Genomic DNA, 23,017 nt, shown 5'->3' on the forward strand with positions numbered 1-23,017 from the left:
CGCGCATGCTCGTCCGTGCCCTCATCGTTCTGCTGATCGCGCTCAACATCGGCGTCGCCGCCTGGTGGGTCGCGCGTCCCGTCCCGGCCGCCGCGGCCGAGGAGACACTGCCGCTCGGCGTGGCCCGCCTGCAACTGGCCGGCGAATCCAAGCTGGCCGAGTCCAAGGCGGTAGCGCAAGCCGGGGCGACTGCGCCGTCGGCGCCGGCCGCCGCCTTGGTGGACAGCGCCGGCAAGCTGCCGGCGACGAGCGCGCGCCAGCCCGATGTCGATCAGACCGAAGCGGCCAAGGCGGAGGCCGCGGCGGCGAAGCTCGATGCCGCGAGCGGCGCGCCGCCGGCCGCACTGCCGCCGCCCACCGCCGCCGCCACGCCGGTGCCGGCGCCGGCCGAAGTGGCGAAAGCGCAGTGCTTCAGCATCGGCCCCTTCGCCGATGCCGCGGCCGCCGACGCGGCGCGGGCGAAGTTGCAGCCGCTCGCGCAGAAGCTGGCGACGCGCGCTCAGGCCGGCACCTCGAATCCTTCGCGCGGTTGGCGGGTGTATCTGCCGCCGGCCGCGAGCGCGGAGGCCGCGCAAGCGACCGCGCAACGCATTCGCGCCGCAGGTTTCAGCGATCTGTTCGTGATGGGCGGCGGTGGCGCCGATGCCAACGGCATCGCCCTCGGCCGCTTCCGGAGCGAGGAGTCGGCGCGCAAGCGTGCGTCCTCGCTCAGCGAAGCCGGTTTCCCGGCGCGGGTCGAAGCGCTCGGCGAGACCGCCTCGGCGACCTGGATCGATGCTTCCACCACCACCTCGAACGGCGATGCCTTGCGCCGCGCCGCCGGCGCGCAGCGTTGGCGCACTGTGTCCTGCGGCACGCTCGGCTGAGCGCGCTGTCCGTGGGAGGCGGGGGCGCGTAGAATGCGCCTGCCGTCGCCGTATCGAACCCCGGGTCCCGATCCGCACGACGCGCCGTCACGTACCTTGCCGCTTTAGCTCAGTTGGTAGAGCACTCGCCTTGTAAGCGAGCGGTCGTCCGTTCGATTCGGACAAGCGGCACCACGTGACCCCCAATAAAGACAACCGCCCGGCCAAGTGAGCTCAAGAAAAGATAGCCGCCCGGCCAATCCATCCAACAGCGCGAATCGTTCCGGCTTCCGTCAGAACACTGCCCTGGCTGTCCAGTCTCCGCCACAGCGCAGGCGAGCAGGCGCCAACGCACTGCGTCCCACGGCTACCTTCCGAACGGCGTGATTGCGGTGTCGGCCCCAGAGCATCGTGAACTGCGGCAGGGACCGAGCGCGCTCGCCCCAACCCGCCGCACCACCCGTGCTGCAGCGCAACGCCCTAGCGCCGCTCAACAGCCCGCCCCCAGCCCCGCATCCGCCCTGAGCTAGAATGCCGGCATCGTCGGCGGCCGCAGCGCAACGCGCGGCCCTGTTGCGGCGATCGCGCGATGCCGCGGGCATCGTCTGCGTTCACTATCGATATCCCTCGTGCGTCGCAACGCCGGCGCAGGGAAGAGGAATTCACATGAGTCGTACTTATCCTCCGGTGTCCTTGCTCGGTGCGCCGACCGACGTCGGTGCCGGCCATCGCGGCGCGCGTCTGGGGCCGGAAGCGCTGCGCATCGCCGGCCTCGGCGAAGCCCTCGCCGCGCGCGGCGTCGATGTGGTCGATCGCGGCAACCTCGACGGCCCGCGCAATCCCTGGCAAAAGCCGGTCGAAGGCTATCGCCACTTGCCCGAGGTGGTGGCCTGGAATCGTCTGGTCATGGATGCGGTCGGCGCGGAACTGCGCGAAGGGCGCATGCCGATCCTGCTCGGCGGCGATCACTGCCTCGGCCTGGGTTCGATCACGGCGGTGGCGCAGCACTGCCGCGAGACCGGCAAGCAATTGCGCGTGCTCTGGCTCGATGCGCACGCCGACTTCAACACCAGCCAGGTCACGCCGTCGGGCAACATCCACGGCATGCCGGTGTCGTGCCTGTGCGGTCTCGGCCCGGAAGCGCTGACCCATCTCGGCGGTTCGGCGCCGGCGATGCGCCCCGACGAGATCCGCCAGATCGGCATCCGCTCGGTCGATCGCGGCGAGAAGCAGTTGATCCAGCAGCACGGGCTCGATGTCTACGACATGCGCTACATCGACGAGATCGGCATGAAGCGGGTGATGGAGGAAGCGCTCGAAGGCGTCGACGAAAACACCCATCTGCACGTCAGCTTCGACGTCGACTTCCTCGATCCGAGCATCGCCCCGGGCGTCGGCACCACGGTGCCGGGCGGTCCGAACTATCGTGAGGCGCAGTTGGTCATGGAGATGATCGCCGACAGCGGCCGCCTGGCTTCGCTGGACATCGTCGAACTCAATCCGATCCTCGACAAGCGCAACCGCACCGCCAAGCTCGCGGTCGACCTGGTCGAGAGCCTGTTCGGAAAATCGACCTTGATGCGCGAATGACGCGACCCTCTCCGCGGCGATGAATCGGGGCTGACGGCTTCGCGGCGGGACAGGCGCACGACGCCTTGTTTCATGGTCTTCCGGGCCGGCGCTGCACGCCGGCTTCACATTCGCTCGCGTCTCATGCCAGTCAGGACGCGACTGCGTGCGCGGCCCGATCTGGTATCCGTAACCGACCAAGGAGTTCTTATGAAGCGTTTGACTGCCCTGTTGCTGCTGGCCCTGTTCTCGATGGGCACCCTGACTGCTTGCAACACCGTGGCCGGTGCCGGCAAGGACGTGAAGAAGGCCGGTGAGAAGGTCGAGCAGAAGGCCGAAGAGGTCCGCGACGGCAAATAAGCCGTACGGCCCGACGAGATGCAAAGAAAAGGCCGGAGCGATCCGGCCTTTTCTGCGTCTGGGGTTTGGCATCCGCTGCGGCGCCGACGCATTCATCGTTGGCTCGCTTCCTCGATGTCCGCAAAGCGCGCAGCGCAACCGTGCAAACGCTACCGCGCGCACAGAAACGGAATGAAGGATTCATGCCGTTCACCGACATCAAGCCTCGGCTAACGCAATCGTGACCTCATCGGAACGTCTGCGCTGCGAATCTGTTCCGGCGATATCGGCAAGCCTGACGACGCGTTGCGAAATTCGCGCGTCGTGCCGAATCCGAATCCCCCAACGAAGGAGTGTTATCGATGAACAAAGACATCATTGCCGGCAAGTGGACCCAGATCAAAGGCAAGGCCCAGGCCAAGTGGGGCGATCTGACCGACGACGTATTCGATATCGCCGAAGGCAACTCCGAATACCTCGCAGGCAAGTTGCAGGAACGCTACGGCTGGGAACGCGAGCGGGCCGAGAAGGAAGTGAAGGAATTCGGCAAGACGCTGAACTGAGCGATGCGCCACGGCGTCTGATCATCGGCGCCCATCGATAGCGCAGCGCAGCGTCATCGACGAGGAACAACGGGCCGGAGCTTTCCGGCCCGTTTTTTGTGCGCGCTGCGGCGACGGGCCCGGTTGCCGCGATTACCAGCCGCGCGGCGGAGGATCGGCGACGAAACCGTTCGGGAAAGCGCGCGGTTCGTTATCGCGATACGGCGCGCGATAACGCGGCACGATGCCGCGCGCGACCAGATTGCGGTAATCGTCGTAGCGGAACTGGATGACCTGGGCCGGCGAACGCGACGCGCGCACGAAGTCGGTCTGCGAGACCGGCGACCATTCGCGCGCGCCGTGGCCGGTGCCGATGGATTGCGCGGCGGCGCTGTCGGCGGCGGCTTCGCGCGCCTTACCCGCTGCCGAGGCGGTGGCGGCCGGCGCGGCGGCGCCGTTTGAGGCCCGGCGTTCGGCCTCGGCCATGCCCTCGGCGCGGCCATACGGCGGCTGCGGGTAGGGATAGGGATACGGACGCGGCGGTTCGCGATGAATTTCGCGATAAATCGGGCGTTCCTCGAACACCGCCACGCCGATCACGCCGACGTTGTCGGGGCGCCCGGTGCGCGCGGCGTAACTGTCGGGCAGGTCGGTGAAGACGAACTGAGCGACATCGTCGAGCGATTTGCGCCAGCCGTTGATCTCGGTCGATTGCCAGGCATCGAGCACGTAGCCGGCCTGCGAGGGGTTGGCGGTCTGGCCGCTGACCGCATTGACGCCGTCGACCGAGAGTACGACCAGCACGCGCTGGCCGCTGGTGTTGGTCAGGCGCACCGAGTAGCGGTGGCCGGGCGTGCCGGCGATCCACTGCTGGCCGCGGTGCGGATAGGCCGGCAGCCAGTCGCCGCTGTCGCGGTCGATCACCGCGAGGTCGACCAGCGGACGGCCGTAGGCCGGAGTGCAGGCGGTGGCGGTCAACACGGCACCGGCGAGCAGGGCGAGGGTGCGGAACATGGCGGTGTCTCCTGGGTGGTCGTGCATGCAAACGCACCGGTTCCCGCAATGGGGTTGCGCCGCCCCGGCCGGGGCGACGCGCGGCGCTCAGCTGCCGCTCATGCGCGGCTCACGCGCGGCTCAGGCTGGGACCTCCGGACGAGGCGGGCCTCGCCGGGCAGCGGGTACACTGACCGGCCACGTTCCACCCACGATCGGCAATGACCCAGACCCGCATCCTGACCGGCATCACCACATCCGGTACCCCGCACCTCGGCAACTACGTCGGCGCTATCCGCCCGGCGATCGCCGCCAGCCTCGCCCCGGACGTGGAGAGCTTCTATTTCCTCGCCGACCTGCACGCGCTGATCAAGGTGCAGGAGCCCGAGCGCGTGCAGCGCTCGACCCTGGAGATCGCGGCGGCGTGGCTGGCCTGCGGGCTCGATCCGGCCAAGGTCTGGTTTTATCGCCAGAGCGAGATCGTCGAGATTCCGGAACTGTCCTGGTTCCTGACCTGCGTCGCCGGCAAGGGCATGCTCAATCGCGCCCACGCCTACAAGGCCGCGGTCGACAAGAACCGCGCCGAAGGCGAGGACGACGATGCCGCGATCACCGCCGGCCTCTTCATGTACCCGGTGCTGATGTCGGCCGACATCCTGGCGTTCAACGCCAACCAGGTGCCGGTCGGCCGCGACCAGATCCAGCACATCGAGATGGCGCGCGACGTCGGCCAGCGCTTCAATCATCTCTATGGCGAGCACTTCGTCCTGCCCGAGGCCTTGATCGAGGACAACGTGGCGACTTTGCCGGGCCTGGACGGCCGCAAGATGAGCAAGAGCTACGACAACACCATCCCCTTGTTCGCGCCGCGCGAGACTTTGAAGAAGCTGATCTATTCGATCGTCACCGATTCGCGCGCGCCGGGCGAAGCCAAGGACACCGAAGGTTCGGCCCTGTTCCAGATCTACCAGGCCTTCGCCAGCGTCGAGGAAACGCAAGCGATGCGCCGCGCTTTCGCCGAGGGCATCGGCTGGGGCGAGGCCAAGCAGGCGCTATTCGAACGCATCGACAGCGAAATCGCGCCGCTGCGCGCGAAGTACGAAACCTTGATGGCGCGTCCGCAGGACATCGAAGCGATCCTGGTCGACGGCGCCCGCCGCGTGCGCGCGCAGCACGTCAGCCCGCGCATGAAGGCGCTGCGCGAAGCGGTGGGTTTGCGCGATTTGTCGCAGACCACGACGAAGGCCTCGGTCAAGGCCGAGAGCAAGGCGAGCCTGCCGGTGTTCAAACAGTACCGCGAAGCCGACGGGCAGTTCTATTTCAAGCTCGCCGACGGCGATGAAGTGCTGCTGCAGAGCCGCGGTTTCGCCTCGCCGAAGGATGCCGGGCAGTTGATCGCCGCGCTCAAGGCCGGCAAGAGCGATGTCGCGGCTTTGTTGGCCGCCGCCGATGCCGTCGACGACGCGCGCCGCGATGCCGTGGCCGCGGCCCTGGCCGCGATCGTCCAGGCCGAAGCCGAGGCGCAGGCGGCGAAGGACAGCGCGACGTCGTGAGCCGGTTCGTCGAACTCAACCTGGCGCTGATCCTGTTCTTGCCCTGGTTCGCGATTCTCGGCGCGCTGTTCTGGTTGTACCCGCGGCAGCCGCGCAATGCCGCGCGGCGCTTGTTCGATGCGGTGTCGTTGGCCGCATCGGTATGCGCCTTCGTGTTGGCGATCCGCTGGGCGCATCGTTACGCCGGCGATGCCTATGGCGCGATGTGGCCGCAGATCTTCGCGACCTCGCTGGGCTACGGGGTGTTCCTGGCGACGCTGACCATCGCCGGTGTGGTGCGTTGGCGCTGGCTGAGGCGTTTGACCGACTTCCTCGATTGAAGGGGCGCGGTTGAAGGTCTTGGTGCACGGCCTGCGTCGAGCGGGCGGCAGGCGCCGACTCCTGCGACCAAAGCCGCATGTTGCCGCGGCCCACAGCGCATAGACTGGGCGCCGACTCCGCAGCGCAGTGCAGTGCCGTCATGAGCGAATCCCTGGGCATCGTCACCATCGACACCGGCTTTCAGCGGCCGATCTTCGACGCCGCGTATCTCGTCGTCGACAACGGCCGCGGCGCTTTCATCGACTGCGGCACCCAGCATTCGATTCCGGCGCTGCTCTCGGCCCTGCCGGCGCAGGGCCTGACGCCGGCCGACATCGATTGGCTGATCCTGACCCACGTCCATCTCGATCACGCCGGCGGCGCCGGCGCGCTGATGCAGCAACTGCCGAACGCGCGCTTGGTGGTGCATCCGCGCGGCGCGCCGCACATGATCGACCCGGCGCGCCTGGTCGCCGGCGCGACCGCGGTCTACGGCGCCGAGGAAATGGCGCGCAGCTACGGCGAGATCGTGCCGGTGCCGGCCGAGCGCGTCGTCATCGCCCGCGACGGCCATGTGGTCGAGCTGGCCGGACGGCCGCTGCTGTGCGTCGACACGCCGGGGCATGCGCGCCATCACCTGTGCGTGTGGGACGAACGCAGCCGCAGTTGGTTCACCGGCGACACCTTCGGCCTGTCCTATCGCGAATTCGATTCGGCGCGCGGGCCCTTCATCCTGCCGACTTCCTCGCCGGTGCAGTTCGAGCCGGAACCGCTCAAGGCTTCGATCCGCACCTTGCTCGCGAGCGATCCCGAAGCGGTGTACCTGACCCATTACGGCCGCGTCGGCGACGTGCAGCGGCTCGGCGCGGAGTTGATCGAACAGATCGACGCGATGGTGCGGATCGGAAAAGCGCAGGCCGCCGACGGCGAACGTCATGCGCGCCTGAGCGAGGCGCTGAGGGCGCTGTACACCGAGCGCGCCCTGGCCCACGGCAGCCCGCTCAGCGAGGCGCAGATCCAGGCCGGGCTCGCGGTCGACATCGAACTCAATGCGCAGGGCCTGGCTGTGTGGCTCGATCGCCAGGCCGAGCGCTCGGTCACGACGGTCGACGCGACGGGCTGAACCGCTTTCGGCGAGTCGGAACGCGACCGCCCCGAGCCAGTGTTCGATCGCGCCGATCAGGCTTTATGCCGAGCGAAATCCAGCGGCCGCGACCATCTTGTAGTCGATGCCAGCTGAGCTCGCCGCGGCGCGGCGCGATGCCGGCGTCAGTCCCAGACGTTCGGCGGCGCGCCCTGTTCGGGATGCTTCATGCGCACGATGCAGAAGCGGTGGCCGGTCGGCGCTTCCATCACCCACCAGCGTTTGACGAAGGCGATGCGCTTGGCGCCAAGCGCTTCCAGGCGCCCGGCTTCGGCGTCGAGATCGTCGCTTTCGATGTCCAGGTGCACGCGCGAGGGGTGCGCGACTTTCTGCACTTCGATGTGCAGCTCGGCGGGGCCGTTGGCGAGTTGGGCGTATTGCGCGCCGTCGTCGTCGTAGGTTTCGACCCGGGCCAAACCTAGCGCGCCGCTCCAGAAATTCGCGGCGGCGTCGAGGTCGCCGGTTTCGCAATCGATGATGAATCCGGCCAAGCGGCTGCGATGGGTCATGGCAGTGCTCTGTGGAAGGTAGACCGGCCTGCAGATTGCCGCGCCGACCGCGGGCGGGGAAGTGCCTGCGAGGCGATGCGGTACCGCGTCACGTCGCATCGCCGCGATTCAATGCAGCGGCAATCCCGGGCCCGCACCGTCGGCGCGGGCGAGCGCGGCGAGCGCATCGCGGTACAGCGCGTATTCGTCGCGATCGAGGGCGAAGTTCTGCAAGGCGAACGCGGCCGAGCGGCGCAGGTCCGATTCGGCCCGGGCATCGCCGGCGATATCGAGCAAGGCGATCTTGAGCCCATCGGAACGCGCGCCGGAAGCTTCGACGCCGGCGATGGCGGCGCGGCGCACGGCGATGTCCGGATCGAGCAGAGCGGGTTCGAGGATGGTTGCGTCGTCGCCGCGCTTGTTCCAGCGCACCGATTGCAGCACGGCGCTGGCGCGCACTTCAGCATCGGCATGGCCGCGCAGAGCGGCGAGGCGTTCGAGCAAGGGCGCGGCGTCTTCGCTGGCCACCACTGCGGGCGCCAGCATGTCGATGCTTTCCTTCAGCAGGGCCGGGTCGCGTTCGTCGCGCAACTGCCGCGCCAGCGTGTCGCGCACTTCGGCGACGTCGAGCGGAAATGCCTTGAGCAGGGCCAGTCCGCTGCGACGCGTATCCGGGTCGGGGTTGCCGGCGAGTTGCCGACCGAGTTGCAGCACCTCGTCGTTGGCCACGCCCTGCAGGATCGCGAGCAAGGCGCCGCGCCGGTCGAGATCGGTCTCGAAGCTATAGCGGCGCAGCAGTTCGCGCAGATAGCCCGGGTCCTGCCCGGCGCGGCGGATATTGCGGTCGAGGTCGTCGGCGCCGCGGCTGCGCGGGCCGTCGCTGGCCAGGGCGTCGGCCAGGGCCGAGTGCAGCGGCTGCTTGCCGCTGCGGCCGGGGGCGGGCGATGTCGTGGCGCCGTCGCGGCCCTGCGTCGTCGCAGGCGTCATCGAGCAGCGGGTGATCGCCGCGCCGACCAGGCCTCCGATCAGCGCGGACGTCAGCAGCGCCATGCCCAGCCGTGCGGTCCATGTCGGCCAAGAGTGGGCGTGCGTCATCGGCGTCCTCGATGCGAAGCGGAAAGGGGGGGCAGCGGGACGGCGATCTCGCCGCCGCCCCGTTGCGCTTGTCGCCCGATCAACAATCCGGTGCGACGCGGCCGTCGGAACCGGTGTAGGTGTAGGCATCCGGAATATAGCGGTTGCTACCGCTGGCGCCGATGTTGTTCCACAGATTGCTGGTGCCGTACGTGCCGCTGACCGATTCGCCGGTCTTCTGGCAGCGGATGGTGACGCTGGCGCCGTTGGCGAGCGAGCCGACGATGCTGTAGCCGGTGCCCGGGCCGGAGCGCACGTTGAGCGGCGAGCCGCTGGTCTTGACCGTGCCGGTGGCGCCGCCGGCGCTGCAGCTGTTGCGGCTCTTGTAGGCCACTTCGTACTGGTCGTAGACGATGGTCGCGCCGTTCCAGACGATCTTCTGGTCGTCGCCGTTGAGGCGCTGTTCGTAGTGCAGGTGCGCGGAGATGCTGTTGCCGGGGCGGGTGGTCTTGCCGAGCGTGCCGATCTTCTGCCCTTGCGACACGCTGGCGCCGTTGCCGACCGAGATGCTGTTGAGGTGGGCGTAGTAGGTCTGCCAGCCGCCGCCGTGGTCGATCACCACCAGGCGGCCGTAGCCGGTGCCGGGATGAGGGTTGTAGGTATGCGCGGTGCCGCCGGCCGAGGCGACCACGGTCGAGCCGAGATCGGCGTCGCTGAGCGGGCGCGGCTTGTGGTTGAGGTCGACCGCATAGCGCAGGCCGTGGCCGGGGTAGGTATCGCCGTACCAAGTCTGGCCGCAGGGGAAAGGCATCTGGAAGGCCGGCCGGGCGGCGTTGGCGGCCGGCGCGATCAGGCCGAACGCCACGACTGAAATGCACGACAGCATCGTGCGCAGGGAACGCTTCATTCTGGAACCTCTCGACTGTCGATGAGGACGGGAAGGATGGGCCGGAGTTCCGAAACGGGCGCCCGGCGCCGGGATTGCGGGCCGACGCTAGCGCGATTCCTGATTAATTGATTTAGGGAATTATTTATTCCTAAACGCAATCGAAGCCGCGAGCGTGATGGCTATCGCGGTTGCGGAATGAGGATTTCGGCCAGGGCCGGGAAGAACCGCGGCAGGCGGCAGCGATGGCCGCCCCGAGGCGCGGCGGGAGGGGCGGCAAGATAGAGCTCAGGCGACCCTGATCGGGTCAGGGGCGCCGTGGGGCGCTCGCGGCGGAGGCGAGGCCGATCGCCGGCACGGCGCGCATGGCCGGCGCCTTGATGGTCGATCGCGGGGCTTGCAGTGGCCCGAACCGCTCCCGCGCGATGCGGGAGCGGTGTCTTTCGCTCGGACTCAGTTCGGACGCGCGAGGTCGTCGATCATCGCCTTGAGGAAGCGCGCGGCTTCGCCGCCGGTGCAGGCGCGGTGATCGAAGGTCAGCGACAGCGGAATCACCTTGTGCGATTCGAAGCCGCCCATCACCGGGGTCATCTGGTGGCGGCCCTTGCCGGCGGCGACGATCGCCACCGTCGGCGGTACCACCACCGGCGTCGCGTAACGGCCGGCGAACATGCCGAAGTTCGACAGCGAGATGGTGTAGCCGCTGAGTTCCGAAGCCGGAATGCTGCGGTCCTCGACCTGCGCGCGCAGGCGGTTGATCGCCTCGCGCACGCCGCGCGAATCGAGCACGTCGGCATTGCGCAGCGCCGGCACGAACAGGCCGTCGTCGGTGTCGACGGCGATGCCGATGTCGACCTGCGGATGCAGGGTGCGGGTGAGCTTGTCGCCGTCGAACCAGGCGTTGAGCGCGGGCACGGTCTTGCACGCGACGACGATCGCGCGCACCAGGCGGCCGGTGATGTCGTTGCCGGGCTGCCAGGCGTTGATGTCGGCGTCGTCGGCGAGCGTGGTCGGCACGACCTTGCTGTGCGCATCGGCCATCACCCGCGCCATGTTGCGGCGCACGCCCTTGAGCTGCTCGGGCTGACCGGTGACGGCGACGCCCGGCGGCTGGGTGCGCATCGGCCGGCCGGAGGCCGACAGCGCACTGCGTGCCGGTGCGGCGACCGCAGTCGGTGCCGCGGCGGGCGCGGGTGCGCGATCGGCGGCGCGCTGCACCGGCGTGGCGCCGGCTTGCGCGCTGCCGTCGGCGGCGGCGCGCTTGACGTCGTCCATGGTCACTACGCCGTCGGCGCCGGTAGCGCGTACCCGGCTCAGATCGACGCCGAGCTTGCGCGCCAGCGCGCGCACCGCCGGCATCGCCTTGACGCCGCCGACCGCGACCGCCTGCTCGCTGCGCACCGCATCGGAGGACTGCATCGCCCCGACCACGGTGCCGCTGTCGGCGCGCTCGGCGGCTTCGGCGGGCTTGGCCGCCGCCGGAGCGGGTTCCGCTTGCGGCGCCGGCGCATGGCCGCCGCCGTGGTGATGGCCGGTGTCCTGACCGTCGGCGCGCTGCGGCAGGTTCGGGTCGATCTCGAACTCGGCCAGCATCGTGCCGGTGACGATCACATCGCCGGCGGCGCCGGCGAGCTTGAGCACCTTGCCCGACACGGGCGAGGGCACTTCGACCACGGCCTTGGCGGTTTCCATCGACACCAGGGTGTCGTCGAGACGGACGGTGTCGCCGACCTTGACCGACCATTCGACGATGGTCGCGTCGGGCAGGCCTTCGCCGAGGTCGGGGAGCAGGAAGGTCTTGGTATCGCTCATGACTCGTTCTCTGAGAGGGTGATGAACGAAGGCCCGCGTTCGGCCTTCGTCTTGCATGCTGCGCATCGCCGGTCGGCGACCGGACGATGCGATCGTGGGAGCCCGTCGTGTCGAAGCGCGCGCGTCAGCCGTTGGCCATCGCGCGCTTGGCCGCGGCGACGATCTTGTCGACGCTCGGCAGGTACTTCATCTCCAGACGGAACAGCGGGATGTGGGTGTCGTAGCCGGTGACGCGTTCGACCGGCGCGAGCAGGTCGTACATCGACTCCTCGGCCAGGCGCGCGGCGATCTCGGCGCCGAAGCCGGCGGTCTTGGGCGCCTCGTGCACGATCACGCAACGGCCGGTCTTGCTGACCGACTCGGCGATGGTGGCGAAGTCCAGCGGCTTGAGCGTGGCGACGTCGATGACTTCGGCGCTGATGCCTTCGCCGGCGAGCTTGTCGGCCGCTTCCAGCGCTTCCTTGACCTGCGCGCCCCAGGTGACCAGGGTGATGTCGGTGCCGTCGCGCAGCACGTAGCACACGTCCAGCGGCAAGGCTTCGCCGTCGTCGGCGACGACTTCCTTGTACTGGCGGTAGATGCGCTTGGGTTCGTAGAAGATCACCGGGTCCGGATCGCGGATCGCGGCGAGCAGCAGGCCGTAGGCGCGCGCCGGCGACGACGGCAGCACCACGCGCAGGCCCGGCACATTGGTGAACAGCGCTTCGTTGGCTTCGCTGTGGTGCTCCGGCGCGCGGATACCGCCGCCCCACGGCACGCGCAGCACCATCGGGCAGGTCAGGCGGCCGCGGGTGCGGTGACGGAAGCGCGCGGCGTGACAGATGATGTGGTCGAGCATCGGATAAACGAAGCCGTCGAACTGGGCTTCGGCGACCGGCTTCATACCTTGCGCGGCCAGGCCGACGGTGAGGCCGGCGATGGTGGTTTCGTCGAGCGGCGTATCCAGCACGCGTTCCGGGCCGAACACCTGCTGCAGGCCGGCGGTGGCGCGGAACACGCCGCCGTTGACGCCGACGTCTTCGCCGAGCACCAGCACGCTGTCGTCGTGGCGCATCTCATAGGCGAGCGCTTGGGTGATCGCTTCGATCAGGGTGATCGCGGCGGGCGTGGCGACCGGCTGGGCGGTATCGACGGTGGTCTTGGTGGCGACGTTCATCGACGGCCCTCCAGAGCGAGTACGGCGGCGCGTTGGGCGAGCAGGTCCGCCGGCATGTCGGCGTAGAGGTAATCGAACATGGCTTCGACCGGTTGCACCGGGGTTTCCAGATAGGCGTTGATCTCGACGTCGACCTTCTTGCCGCATTCCTCGGCCCAGGCTTTTTCGAGTTCTTCGTTCCACACGCCCTGCGCGGTCAGATAGGTGCGCAGGCGCGGCATCGGATCTCGCGTCCACGCGTCCTTGACCTCGGCTTCGTCGCGGTAACGGCGCGCGTCGTCGGCGGTGGTGTGGTCGTGCAGGCGGTAAGTCATGAATTCGATCACGCTGCCGCCTTGACCGCTGCGCGCCAGTTCGGCGGCGCGGCGCATGCCTTCGAGCACCGCGATCAGGTCGTTGCCGTCGACCTGCAGGCAGTGCAAGCCGCCGGCCAGGCCCTTCTGGGCCAGGGTCTTGGCGCCGGTCTGGGCCGAACGCGGCACCGAGATCGCCCAACCGTTGTTGATCACGCACAGGATCAACGGCAGTTGGTAGGCGCCGGCCGAATTCAGCGCGGCGTAGAAGTCGGTCTTGGACGAACCGCCGTCGCCGCAGCAGGCCACCGCGAGATTGGTTTCCTTGCGCAGCTTGAAGGCGAGCGCGGCGCCGGCGGCGTGCAGGCATTGGGTCGAGATCGGCACCGACCAGGCGAAGTCCTTGCGCGGACCGGCGAAGTCGTTGCCGCGTTCGTCGCCGCCCCAGTACATCAGCACTTCGCGCGGTTGCACGCCGCGCATGAACTGCGCGCCGTATTCGCGATAGCTCGGTGCGAACACGTCGTCGGGCAACATCGATGCGCCGATGCCGACATGGGTGGCTTCGTGGCCCAGGCAGGCGGCGTAGGTGCCGAGCTTGCCGGTGCGCTGCAGGGCGATGGCCTTGGTGTCGAAGGTGCGCACGAACAGCATTTGCTTGAACAACGGCAGCAGCGTGTTGGCGTCCTTGAACGCGGCCGGAATCTCGGCGACGGGTCGACCGTCTGCGCCGAGGTATTGGAGATACTCGATTTCGAACGTCGCGGCGACGGTCATCGGGGGAAGGTCCTCACAGAATAGGGATGAGGTCCGAATCATTCCGGTCCCGGATCCAGTGCCGGGCGCGCTGGTCAGCTTCAGACTGGCTGGGTCCGGATTCTCCGTGCGAACGAGAGGATTCCGGGCCGGGCTAAAGCCGCGGCGCCCGGCGGGCCGGGCACTGCGTCATGGCGCGGATGATACCGAAACGCTTGTTAAGCGCCGTTGCGCGCTGCGACATGCATTGCGAGGCGAAACCGGCTAGGCGTCGCACTCGCCGTGTGCGGCGCGCGGGGGTTTCGGCGTTCGGATCGGCATCGCCGCAGGCGCGGCCGGCGGCGTTTTTCCGTTGCCGGGTGCGTACTTGCGTGTCTGCCGCGCTCGCATCGGCGAGGCATCGCTCGCGCGCGCCGCAGTGAGTTGCGCAAACGCAACATCGACCATGCCGAGACACGCGCCGCGATGGCGTTCACGACTTTGCGTGCCGGTTGGCGCACGAAACGGCGCAGTACGGAGTGTGCCGCGCGCGCTTGCGGCGGTCGTTCGCGCAGACGCCCATTCCGGCAAAGCCGTCCGGCCTTGCACGCGCGTCGCTGGCCTGCGTGCTTCCGGCGACGCCGGCCGAGTTCATCGCGAGCGCAAACGCCGGGCAAAAAAAAAGCGCGGCCGAAGCCGCGCTTTTGTGTTGCCGATCGAATCACGCCGGGCGGCGTGGCGCCGCCCGCGGACTTACCACCACCACGGTCCGGCGAGCTGGACGTGGTGCAGGGCGAAGTCGTTGAACGGATTCGGATCTTCCACCGCCGATGCGGCGAAGCCGAGCAGGGTCAGGCTGCGATCCCACAGGCGCGGACGCGGTGCGACGATGACGAAGTCGAAACGCTGTTCGCTGCGTGCGGCGAGGCGAGTGCCGTTGCAGGTCGCTTCGAAGCCGTTGCCGTGCGCGGCGACGGTGCAGGTCCAGCCGCTTGGCGCAGCGATCGAGACATTGCCTGCCGGCGCATCGCCGTACAGGTTCAGGCTCGGCAGCACCGCGACGTCGCCGCCGCGGTTGCGCACGGTGACGGCGAACTGGCCGCTCTGGCCGCCACGCAGGGCGCGCGGGCCGTCGACGTCGATGGCCAGGTCGGCGCGTGCGGTGGTTTCGATGCTGACGCTGGCGCCGTCGTTGCCCGGCACCGGGTCCAGCGACTGCGATTGCGCCGCAACCGCCAGGGTGGTGGTCTTGCCGATCATCGCTTCGGTCGCGTTGGCCGAGAGCGCGAACGTCGCCGTTTCGCCGTTCGCCATGCTGGTGCGGTTACAAGCGACGCTGGTCGAACCGTCGGCCACGGCCGGGGCATCGCAGCTCCAGCCGGCCGGGGCGACCACGCTCAAGGCCGGCAGTTCGGCGTTGATGGCGAAGCCGATGCCTGGGTAGTCGGCCTGTTCCGGGCCGGCGTTGTTCAGCGCGACGCTGAAGTTCACCGGCTGGCCGACGCGCACCGAGGCGGTCGAGGTCGAAGCGGTCACCGCGAGATCCGCGCGGCGGCGGAAGTCGATGTAGGTGATGACCGGGTCGTGGTCGGACAGGCGCGACGGCGAATCGCCGAGGCTGCGGTTGATCTCCGGGAAGTCGGCGTTGATGCGCGCGTGATCCAGCTTGAGGCCGGTTGCCGCGGCGATCAGGGCCTGGTTGGCCAGGACCTGGTCGATGGTCTGCGCATTGCCGCCGAAGGTGTAGGAGTAACGCTGATCCGGCGTGGCCAGCTCGCCGAGGTTGCTCAGGTTCGGCTCGACCAGGTCGGCGCCGTCGCCGGGCACCGCGGTCTGATCGTCCGGCGTCGGCGTGCCGGCGACGGTGTTGATCACATCGACGAGGCCGTCGTTGAACTCGAACGCGTTGAAGTCGCCGAGGGTGACGATGCGTTCGGCCGGATTGGCCAACTGGCGCTGCTGGATGAAGTCGGCGAGGAACACCGCCTGGGCCTGGCGCTTCATGCGCACGCGATGGCCGGCGTCGGTGTCGAGTTCGCTATCGATCAGCGAGCGCTGGTGGACCAGGATCACGGTGATCGGGAAGCTGCGTCCGTCGCCGTTGTGGACCACCGCTTCGAGCACCAGCGGCGGACGATCGTTGAGCAGGGCGCTGTTGCCGTCCGGCTGGGTCCAGGTCGCGGTCTTGCCGGCCTGGGTCACCGACAGCACTTCCACGCGGGCGGTGCCGGCGGCGATTTCGGCGGTCTTGATCAGATAACCGACGTCGATGCCGCCGATGTCGTTGCCTTCCAGCAGGTAAGCGACGTACTTCGGATCGGGAAGCCCGGCGGCGACCGCATCGGCGTTGACGCGCGCGGCGATGTCCTGAGCGGCGCTGATGTTCTCCACTTCGACCAGGCCGAGGATATCCGGACGCTGCAGGTAACCGATGCCGAGCGAGATCTTGTTCAAACGGCGCGCATAGGCTTCCGGCGTCAGCACCGGTTCGCCGATCGCCGGGTCGTTGGCGGCGTCGAAGAAGCGCTCGACGTTGTAGGCCGCGACGGTGAACTCGCTCATGTCCGGCAGACGCGCCGCGGTGGGCTGGCGTTCCTGGGTGATCGTGGTCAGTGCGTTCGGATCGCGCAGGATCGTGTAGCGGCGGAAGCCGTAGTCGAGCGGGCCGGTCAGGTTGGTCAGCACGGTGCCGCTGGACAGGTTGAACGCAGTGCCGCCGATCGCGTCGCTGTCGACGGTGATCAGCTCGGGGTTGAAGTCCCAACGCGGGATCGGCGGAATGCTGCCGCCGCCCGGGGCGCTGTCGGGCGCCTGGATGCCGGGTTCGCGGAACGGACGCGCCACGCCGGTGACCACGACGTTGAAGATGCCGTTACCGCTGCCGGTGGCATTGGTTTCGTTCTTCGAGCCCTGGGTCGGCGAGACCACGGTCGCGCTCGGGATGGTCACGCGCATGCCTTCGAGGCGTTCGAGCTGGTCGAGACCGCCGGCCGGATCCGGGAAGTTCGCGTTGAGCGCGATCGCGGCGGGCAAGGTGCTCGGACCGATCACCGGCGGCACCGAGATCAACACCACCTGCGGTGCATTGCCGAGCTCGGTGAGCGGCGCCTGGCCGGGGTCCGCGCCGGGCACGAACTCGATCACGCTGGCGTTGACGCGCACGACGTTGCCGACGGCGGCGATGGCCGGCGGCGCGCTGCCGACGAACACGAACACGCCTTCGGAGGTGGCCGGATCGGCATCGATCTGGTTGTCCGGCGTCTGCAGGAAGAAGCCGTTGCTCTTGCGGCCGGTGACGATGCCGGTGGTGTAGACGCGCTGGCCGAGCAGGGGCGATTGCGCGCCATTGCCCTGGATCGCATGGATCGGGGTCAGCTCGACTTCATCGGTGACGATGGTGCCGATCGCTTCGGCATCGCCGAGGTTGGCGCCAACCGGAGCGCTGAGGCGGACGAAGAAGGTCTCGTCGTTCTCGTTCTGGTCGTCGACGGTGACGTGGATGACGATGGTCGCCGAGCTGGCGCCTTCCGGAATCGTCAGCGTGCCGGCGATCGAGGAGTAGTCGTCGCCGCCGGTCGCGGTGCCGTCGGCGGTGGCGTAGGACACGCTGACGCCGCCCGGGCCGGCCGCTTCCGACAGGCTCACGGTGAAACGGAAGTCCGGGGAGGACTCGATCTGGGTGACGTCGGCGATGCTGAGCACCGGCAGGTTGGTGCCGGCGCAGGAGAACGCGACGCTGGCGCGGTTGCGCGGCGTCGGTGCGGCGGTGTCGAAATCGGCACCGTTGACGTTGCTGTCGGTGCAGCCCTTGCCAGCGCGCACGGCGGCGAGCACGGCGCTGATCGTCGCGGTCGGCTGGCTGCCTTCGGCGCAATTGGCGGCGGTGCCGTAGCCGACGAAGTCGACGTTGCCGAGCGGGCAGCTGCCGCTCAGCGTGGTGTTGTTGTTGACCAGCGCGACCTTGCCGGCGCCGGCCGCCATCGGGATGGTGCCGACCGTATCGGGCGTCGGCAGATCGACCGAGCCACCGGTGCCGTCGGCCTGCTTGACCAGGTAATAAGCGCCTGGCGCGAGGCTGCCGCTGAGTGCGGTGCGCTGCCAGGTGGTGCCGGCGCTGGAGGCGTACTGCACGCTCCAGCCGCTGAGATCGACGGCGGTGCTGCCGTTGTTGTGCAACTCGATGAAATCGCTTTTCAGCGTGGCGCCGGAATTGCCGCCGCCGCCGTAAACCTGACTGATGACCACTTGCGCCTGCGCCGAACCGGCCGCCGCAAAGGCCAATACCGCCGCCAACAGGCGGCCCCCTAACTTATCCATGTTTTTCCCCATGTGGACGCCTGGATCCCCCCGGAAGCAGACAGAGGGGATTGTGCATCAATGCTCACTTTTTGGCGTTGCAAGGGCATGACGGCCCGGAAAATCGCGACCTGGATCACTCTCGGCGGGCTCCGGCGGGTCTCGGCGCCGCCCGGGACGGCCCGGGCGGCGTCGAAGCCCCCGGCTTGCGCCGGGGGCGGGCGATGCGACTCAGGGCTGAGGCGCGCCGCCGGGGGCGAGGATCCGCAGCGTGGTCCGGGCGGCGTTGTCGGCCGGGTCCGGATCGGCCGACGGGGAGGTCACCGAGGCGGCGAGCTCGACCGTGCGCCCGGCCATCGAGGCATCGGTAGCGGCGCGCAGATGGAACCACTGCGAGACATGGCCGCTGCTGTCGACCTGTTCGCCGGTGCAGGCGAGGCTGGTGTGATCGCCCTCGACCAGCGGCGCTCCGCAGTGCCAGCCCGGCGCGACCGCGCTGACCTCCAGGTTCGGCCAGGCCCCGGACAAGGCCAGGCCGAGGCCGACCTGGCGCGCCCAGTCAGGACCGGCGTTGTCGACCGACACCGACAGCTCCAGGGGGTGACCGGCCTCCAGCGTCTCGCCGCCGTTCATGGGCCCGGCCCAGACCGACAGATCGGCCCGGGTGCGCGGCACCAGCCGCAGGTGCAGCGGGTCGACGTCGCCGGCGCGCATCGGCACGCCTTCGGCATCGCGCAGCACCGCCGGATAGCCGGCATTACTGCGCAGGCGCTGGACCTCGATCCGGTCGGTGGCGCCGACCAGGCGCTCGTCGGCGAAGGCGTGCTGCAGCTCCTGGCGGCTGCCTTCGTCGATCGAGGAATAGCGCTCCGATCCCGGCTCGGTCGCGGTGAGGTTGAGCAGATCCGGATCGAAACGGTCGATGCCGTCGCCCAGCACCATCGTGCTTACGCCTTCGGTCGGACGGCCGGTCAAGGTGCCGACCGGATCGACCAGGCCGTCGTTGAACGCATGCGCATCGAAGCGACCCAGCAGCAACAGCGGTGGCGCATCGGGTTCGTCCTGCTGCTGCCGCACCCAGCCGGCGATGAACTCGGCTTGCAGGTGGCGGCGATCGCGCTGGCGTTCGGCCTGTGGCGTGTCGACGTCGCTGTCGGCCATCGGCGCCAGTTGCACCAGCAGCAAACGCTGGCGGAAACGGTGGCCGTCGATGGACTGGGTGGTGGCATCGACGCTCAGCGGCGCTTGATCGAACAACCACGGCGAAGGGCCGGCGCTATTCGGCAGCAGTGCATCGCGGCCGATCTGGACGACACGTTCGACGATCACCCGCGAGCCCCAACTGCCTACCTGTTCGCTGCGCGCGAGCAGACCGATATGCGGCTTGAACGGATCGACGTTGGGCAGGGCGATGGCGCGGTACTGCGGGTTGCCGTTGCCCGACGCGGTCGCATCGCGGTTGATGCGTTCGGCCAGGCGCTGCAGCAGGGCTTCGTTCTCGATGCCGGTGATCGCGACCAGGTCCGGCATCAGCAGGTTCTCGCGCAGGCTGCGCGAGATTTTGCCGAGGCGGCGTTCCAACGCCGGCATCGGCGTGGTCGGCTGACCCGAGTTGGGCGGGCTGTACTCGTCGTAGAGATCGCCGAGGTCGTAGCTGACCACCGCGGTTTGACGCTGCTGCGGGTCGCCCGGCTCGATCCGCGGCGGCGCCGGCAGCGATTCGCGCACGATCAATTGCGCATCGTGCTGCAGGGCCACGGTGTAGCGCCCGCTGCGCTGATCGAGCGGACCGATGATCCCATCGATGCGGGTGTCGATCGCGACATCGAGCGGTGCATGGCCGTCGGCATCGCTGTCGACGCCGATCGCCTCGGGATTGCCGTCCCAACGCGGCAGCCAATCCTGCGGCTGGCCGCGGAAGATCGGCGGGTAGCGCGTGCCCGGCTCGCGCATCGGCGCCGGCTGATCGTGGGGACCGAGCGCGACATGGAAGCGGCCGTCGCTGCGGGTGCGTTCCTGCATCGCATCGAAGCTGCCGCCGGTCGGGCCGATCACGCGCACCTCCGGCAAGCCCACGCGCATGCCTTCGAAGGCTTCATAGTCGGGCGCGCCGTAGAACGGCTGCCAGGGCAGCAACGGCGCCGGCGGCAGCGGTTGCGGCGAAGTCGTCAGCAGGGCGATCGCCGGCGAGCCCGCGATCGCGGTCATCGTGCCGCGCAGCGGATGACTGCCGCTGTCGGACAACTCCGTCACCGTGCCGGTCGCACGCACGCGCAAACCGCGCCACTTCGAATCGGGGCGATGGCCGGTCTGCACGAACAGGCCCTGCGAGGTCTGCGGATCGCCGTCGCTTTCGAACTCCTCGCTCTGCAGATAGAAACCGTCGTCGCTCAGCGCCGTGACGATGCCTTCGACCGAGACGAATTCGCCGCGCAACGGCGAGACCGCCTCGCGGCCCTGCACGGCCGGGATCGGCACCAGCCGCAGATCGTCGTCGACGATGGTGACCAGGCCTTCGAGGTCGACGCCGCCGTTGTCGGCGATCGCGCCGGACAGGATCTGTCCCTTGATCCTGACCGTCTCGTCGCCTTCGTAACGCGTGTCGCCGCGCACGCCGAAGCTGACGTGGGCGCGGTCCTGGCCGGGGCCGATCACCGCTTCGTACTCGAACGGCAGATAGTCCTCGTGGATCGTCGCCGAGCCGCCGTCGACCGAACTCAGCCGGACCCGCACGCCGCCGCTGCCGGCGGGACCGTCCAGGCGCAGTTCGATCGGGAACGGCGCGATGTCGGCGTCCCCTTCCTTGAGCGCGTTGGTGTGCAGGGATACACGCGGCGGCAGTTGTTGCGGATCGTCGTTGACGATGGTCGCCTGGACGTTGAGGTAGTCGCCGTTGGCGGTGATCGCGCCGGAATGGACTTTGATCTGAAGGGCGACGGTTTCGTCGCTCTCGGTCAACCGGTCGCCCCTGACCGGCAAGGCGAAGCTGGTCTCGGTCTGGCCGGCGGCAATGGTGCCGCGCAGATCGATGGGCAGGTAGTCCTGGTCCGGTGTTGCGCTGCCCTGGCCGTTGCTGAAGACGCTCCAGCTGACCCCACCGAGGCCGGCGGGACGATCGAGCTTGAGCCGGAACACGAACGGCGCGATGCCGTCCTGTCCCTCGCCCTGGGTCACGTCGATCGTCGACAGGCGCGGCGGCGGGCCGGCCGGACAAATTCGCCTCGCCGAGTTGCGGTTGCGCGGGGTTGGCGCGCCGAGACTGAAGTCGACCGAGTTGGCCTGGGTGTCGACGCAACCGCCGTCCCTGCGCAGTTGCGCGGTGACGAGGCCGCCGGCCGGCGCCGGCGCCGAACCTTCGGCGCAGTCGATGCTGCCGTAACCGACGAAGTCCATCGAACCGGTCGGGCAGGAGACGACGATCGGACTGGAGTGATCGACCAGTGCCAGCTTGCCGTTGAGGTGGTTGAGCGAGACGTTGCCGCTCAGATCGTAGCTAGTCAGCGCGGTCGAGCCGATCGAAACGCGCTGGCGGATCAGGAAGTAACCGCCGGGCGCGATGACGCCGCTCAACGGCGTGCGTTGCCAGCCATAGGCGCCGTTGGCCGGCGCGTAATGCAGGTTCCAACCGTTGAGGTCGACCGCGACGCTGCCGTTGTTGTGCAGTTCGACGAAGTCGGCGCTATAGCGTGCGCCGCTCTGGCCGGCACCGCCGTAGACCTGAGAAATGACCACCTGTGCCTCGGCTGCGCCGGCCAAAGCCAAAGCGATGCCGGCCGCGAGAGCGCGGCTTGCGAGTTTGTGCATGGATTCCCCTCGAGAATGCGCCTGCGGGACGTGCTTGGCAGGCCCGGTTATTGTGCGTTTTAGGCGTCGCACAGGCCGCGACCGGGAGACGTAACTGCCTGCTGCAATTACCAAAGCCGACCCCGGCGCAGGCGATGCGTTACGCTTTGCGCCCCTGCCGTGAGTACCGCCGATGTCCGTCGAGAAAAACCAGCGCGAACTGGAAGCCGGTATCCATACCGACCTGTCCGGACGCATCAGCTACGGCGGCTATCTGCAACTCGACCGGTTGTTGTCGGCGCAGCGCGCGCTGTCGGACCCGGCCCACCACGACGAGATGCTGTTCATCATCCAACACCAGGTCTCGGAGCTGTGGATGAAGCTGATCATCCACGAGCTGAGCGCCGCACTCGAACATCTGCGCCATGACCAGGTCTGGCAATGCCAGAAAGTCCTCGCGCGCTGCAAGCAGGTGCTGCGCCAACTCACCGAGCAATGGTCGGTGCTGGAGACGCTGACGCCGTCGGAATATATGGGTTTCCGCGAAACCCTGGGCCCGTCGTCGGGTTTCCAGTCGCTGCAGTACCGCACCATCGAGTTCATGCTCGGCAACAAGAACGAAGCCATGCTGCGGGTGTTCGCGCACGACCCGCAGGGCCAGGTTTCGCTGGAGAAGGCGCTGTCGGCGCCGAGCCTGTACGACGAGTTCCTGATGTATCTGTCGCGCTTCGGCCACCCGATCCCGGCGATCCATCTCGACCGCGACTGGCGCCAGCCGCACGTCAGCGACCCGGCGCTGCAGCCGGTGTTCGAGCGCATCTACGAGAACACCGACCTGTACTGGCGCGAGTACGCCCTGTGCGAGGACCTGGTCGATCTGGAAACCCAGTTCCAACTGTGGCGCTTCCGCCACATGCGCACGGTCATGCGCATCATCGGCTTCAAGCGCGGTACCGGCGGCTCCAGCGGCGTGGGCTTCCTCAAGCAGGCGCTGGAACTGACCTTCTTCCCGGAACTGTTCGAGGTGCGCACCACCATCGGCCCCACCGACGGCTACGGCGCCGGGACCTGAGGCGGTGCTTCGATACCGCTCCGTATCGAGTGGGCGCTGTTAAAGGTTAGGAGCAGCGTCCTGCCGGATGTTCCGTGGTCGCAGGCCGCGACCGCCTCGCTGGATGCGTCGACGGCGAAGTCACTGGAACGACCAGG

17 protein-coding genes and 1 tRNA gene are annotated in these 23,017 nt (G+C 68.5%); 9 read left to right on the forward strand and 9 right to left on the reverse strand.

Translation table 11 applies throughout. The features are described 5' to 3' along the window. Positions 1-5 precede the first annotated feature (5 nt). The 5 genes from ACKN61_RS04780 (at position 6) to ACKN61_RS04800 (ending at position 3,316) form a co-directional block, all read left to right on the forward strand. On the forward strand, positions 6-866 hold the full coding sequence (locus ACKN61_RS04780) for an SPOR domain-containing protein (protein ID WP_408952539.1): 861 nt from the start codon (positions 6-8) through the stop codon (positions 864-866). Between the two features lie 98 nt (positions 867-964). After that, a tRNA-Thr gene (locus tag ACKN61_RS04785) sits at positions 965-1,040 on the forward strand. 471 nt (positions 1,041-1,511) lie between these two features. Beyond that, entirely contained in the window at positions 1,512-2,435 is a 924-nt protein-coding gene (gene rocF / locus ACKN61_RS04790; RefSeq protein WP_031372695.1) for an arginase, read from the forward strand. A gap of 189 nt (positions 2,436-2,624) precedes the next feature. After that, positions 2,625-2,774 (forward strand): entericidin A/B family lipoprotein, encoded by a 150-nt coding sequence (locus tag ACKN61_RS04795; RefSeq protein WP_031372696.1) that lies wholly within the window; start codon positions 2,625-2,627, stop codon positions 2,772-2,774. A gap of 341 nt (positions 2,775-3,115) precedes the next feature. Further along, a complete protein-coding gene (locus tag ACKN61_RS04800; protein ID WP_408952540.1) occupies positions 3,116-3,316 on the forward strand; it encodes a CsbD family protein in 201 nt (66 codons plus the stop codon). 132 nt (positions 3,317-3,448) lie between these two features. Here the strand turns inward: ACKN61_RS04800 and ACKN61_RS04805 are convergent, their stop codons facing one another. Next, positions 3,449-4,309, reverse strand: coding sequence for a hypothetical protein (locus ACKN61_RS04805; protein WP_408952541.1), 861 nt, complete (start codon positions 4,307-4,309; stop codon positions 3,449-3,451). Between the two features lie 200 nt (positions 4,310-4,509). On the opposite strand from ACKN61_RS04805, the gene ACKN61_RS04810 reads away from it, so the two are divergent. From ACKN61_RS04810 to ACKN61_RS04820, 3 genes are all read left to right on the forward strand, one after another. Continuing rightward, complete coding sequence (locus tag ACKN61_RS04810; RefSeq protein ID WP_408952542.1) at positions 4,510-5,841, forward strand: tryptophan--tRNA ligase; 1,332 nt, start codon at positions 4,510-4,512, stop codon at positions 5,839-5,841. Beyond that, complete coding sequence (locus ACKN61_RS04815) at positions 5,838-6,161, forward strand: hypothetical protein (RefSeq protein ID WP_031372700.1); 324 nt, start codon at positions 5,838-5,840, stop codon at positions 6,159-6,161. The genes ACKN61_RS04810 and ACKN61_RS04815 overlap by 4 nt, the downstream gene beginning before the upstream one ends. A 140-nt stretch (positions 6,162-6,301) precedes the next feature. Further along, positions 6,302-7,264: an MBL fold metallo-hydrolase gene (locus ACKN61_RS04820; RefSeq protein ID WP_408952543.1), complete on the forward strand. Its 963-nt coding sequence runs from the start codon at positions 6,302-6,304 to the stop codon at positions 7,262-7,264. Between the two features lie 146 nt (positions 7,265-7,410). Here the strand turns inward: ACKN61_RS04820 and ACKN61_RS04825 are convergent, their stop codons facing one another. The 8 genes from ACKN61_RS04825 to ACKN61_RS04860 all read right to left on the reverse strand — a co-directional run bounded on the left by ACKN61_RS04825 (position 7,411) and on the right by ACKN61_RS04860 (position 21,829). Then, entirely contained in the window at positions 7,411-7,794 is a 384-nt protein-coding gene (locus ACKN61_RS04825) for a VOC family protein (protein WP_408952544.1), read from the reverse strand. 108 nt (positions 7,795-7,902) lie between these two features. Then, positions 7,903-8,823 carry a hypothetical protein gene (locus ACKN61_RS04830; RefSeq protein ID WP_408952545.1) on the reverse strand — a complete coding sequence of 307 codons (921 nt, stop codon included), beginning with the start codon at positions 8,821-8,823 and terminating at the stop codon, positions 7,903-7,905. 124 nt (positions 8,824-8,947) lie between these two features. Beyond that, positions 8,948-9,754, reverse strand: a complete 807-nt coding sequence (locus ACKN61_RS04835; RefSeq protein WP_408952546.1) for a peptidoglycan DD-metalloendopeptidase family protein — start codon at positions 9,752-9,754, stop codon at positions 8,948-8,950. A 432-nt stretch (positions 9,755-10,186) separates the two neighbouring features. Next, positions 10,187-11,545, reverse strand: coding sequence for a dihydrolipoamide acetyltransferase family protein (locus ACKN61_RS04840; protein WP_408952547.1), 1,359 nt, complete (start codon positions 11,543-11,545; stop codon positions 10,187-10,189). A 124-nt stretch (positions 11,546-11,669) separates the two neighbouring features. Continuing rightward, positions 11,670-12,701: an alpha-ketoacid dehydrogenase subunit beta gene (locus tag ACKN61_RS04845; RefSeq protein ID WP_051885130.1), complete on the reverse strand. Its 1,032-nt coding sequence runs from the start codon at positions 12,699-12,701 to the stop codon at positions 11,670-11,672. Next, positions 12,698-13,771 carry a pyruvate dehydrogenase (acetyl-transferring) E1 component subunit alpha gene (gene pdhA, locus ACKN61_RS04850; RefSeq protein ID WP_031372707.1) on the reverse strand — a complete coding sequence of 358 codons (1,074 nt, stop codon included), beginning with the start codon at positions 13,769-13,771 and terminating at the stop codon, positions 12,698-12,700. Before pdhA ends, ACKN61_RS04845 begins: the two co-directional genes overlap by 4 nt. Before the next feature lie 711 nt (positions 13,772-14,482). Continuing rightward, complete coding sequence (locus ACKN61_RS04855) at positions 14,483-18,046, reverse strand: lamin tail domain-containing protein (protein ID WP_408952548.1); 3,564 nt, start codon at positions 18,044-18,046, stop codon at positions 14,483-14,485. A 210-nt stretch (positions 18,047-18,256) separates the two neighbouring features. Further along, a complete protein-coding gene (locus ACKN61_RS04860) occupies positions 18,257-21,829 on the reverse strand; it encodes a lamin tail domain-containing protein (RefSeq protein WP_408952549.1) in 3,573 nt (1,190 codons plus the stop codon). 172 nt (positions 21,830-22,001) lie between these two features. Here ACKN61_RS04860 and ACKN61_RS04865 point away from each other — a divergent pair, with 172 nt between their 5' ends. Further along, entirely contained in the window at positions 22,002-22,880 is an 879-nt protein-coding gene (locus ACKN61_RS04865; protein ID WP_408952550.1) for a tryptophan 2,3-dioxygenase, read from the forward strand. Positions 22,881-23,017 lie beyond the last annotated feature (137 nt).

It is taken from the genome of Lysobacter sp. Hz25, assembly GCF_046097045.1.
GTDB classification, from domain to species: Bacteria; Pseudomonadota; Gammaproteobacteria; order Xanthomonadales; family Xanthomonadaceae; genus Lysobacter; species Lysobacter antibioticus_B.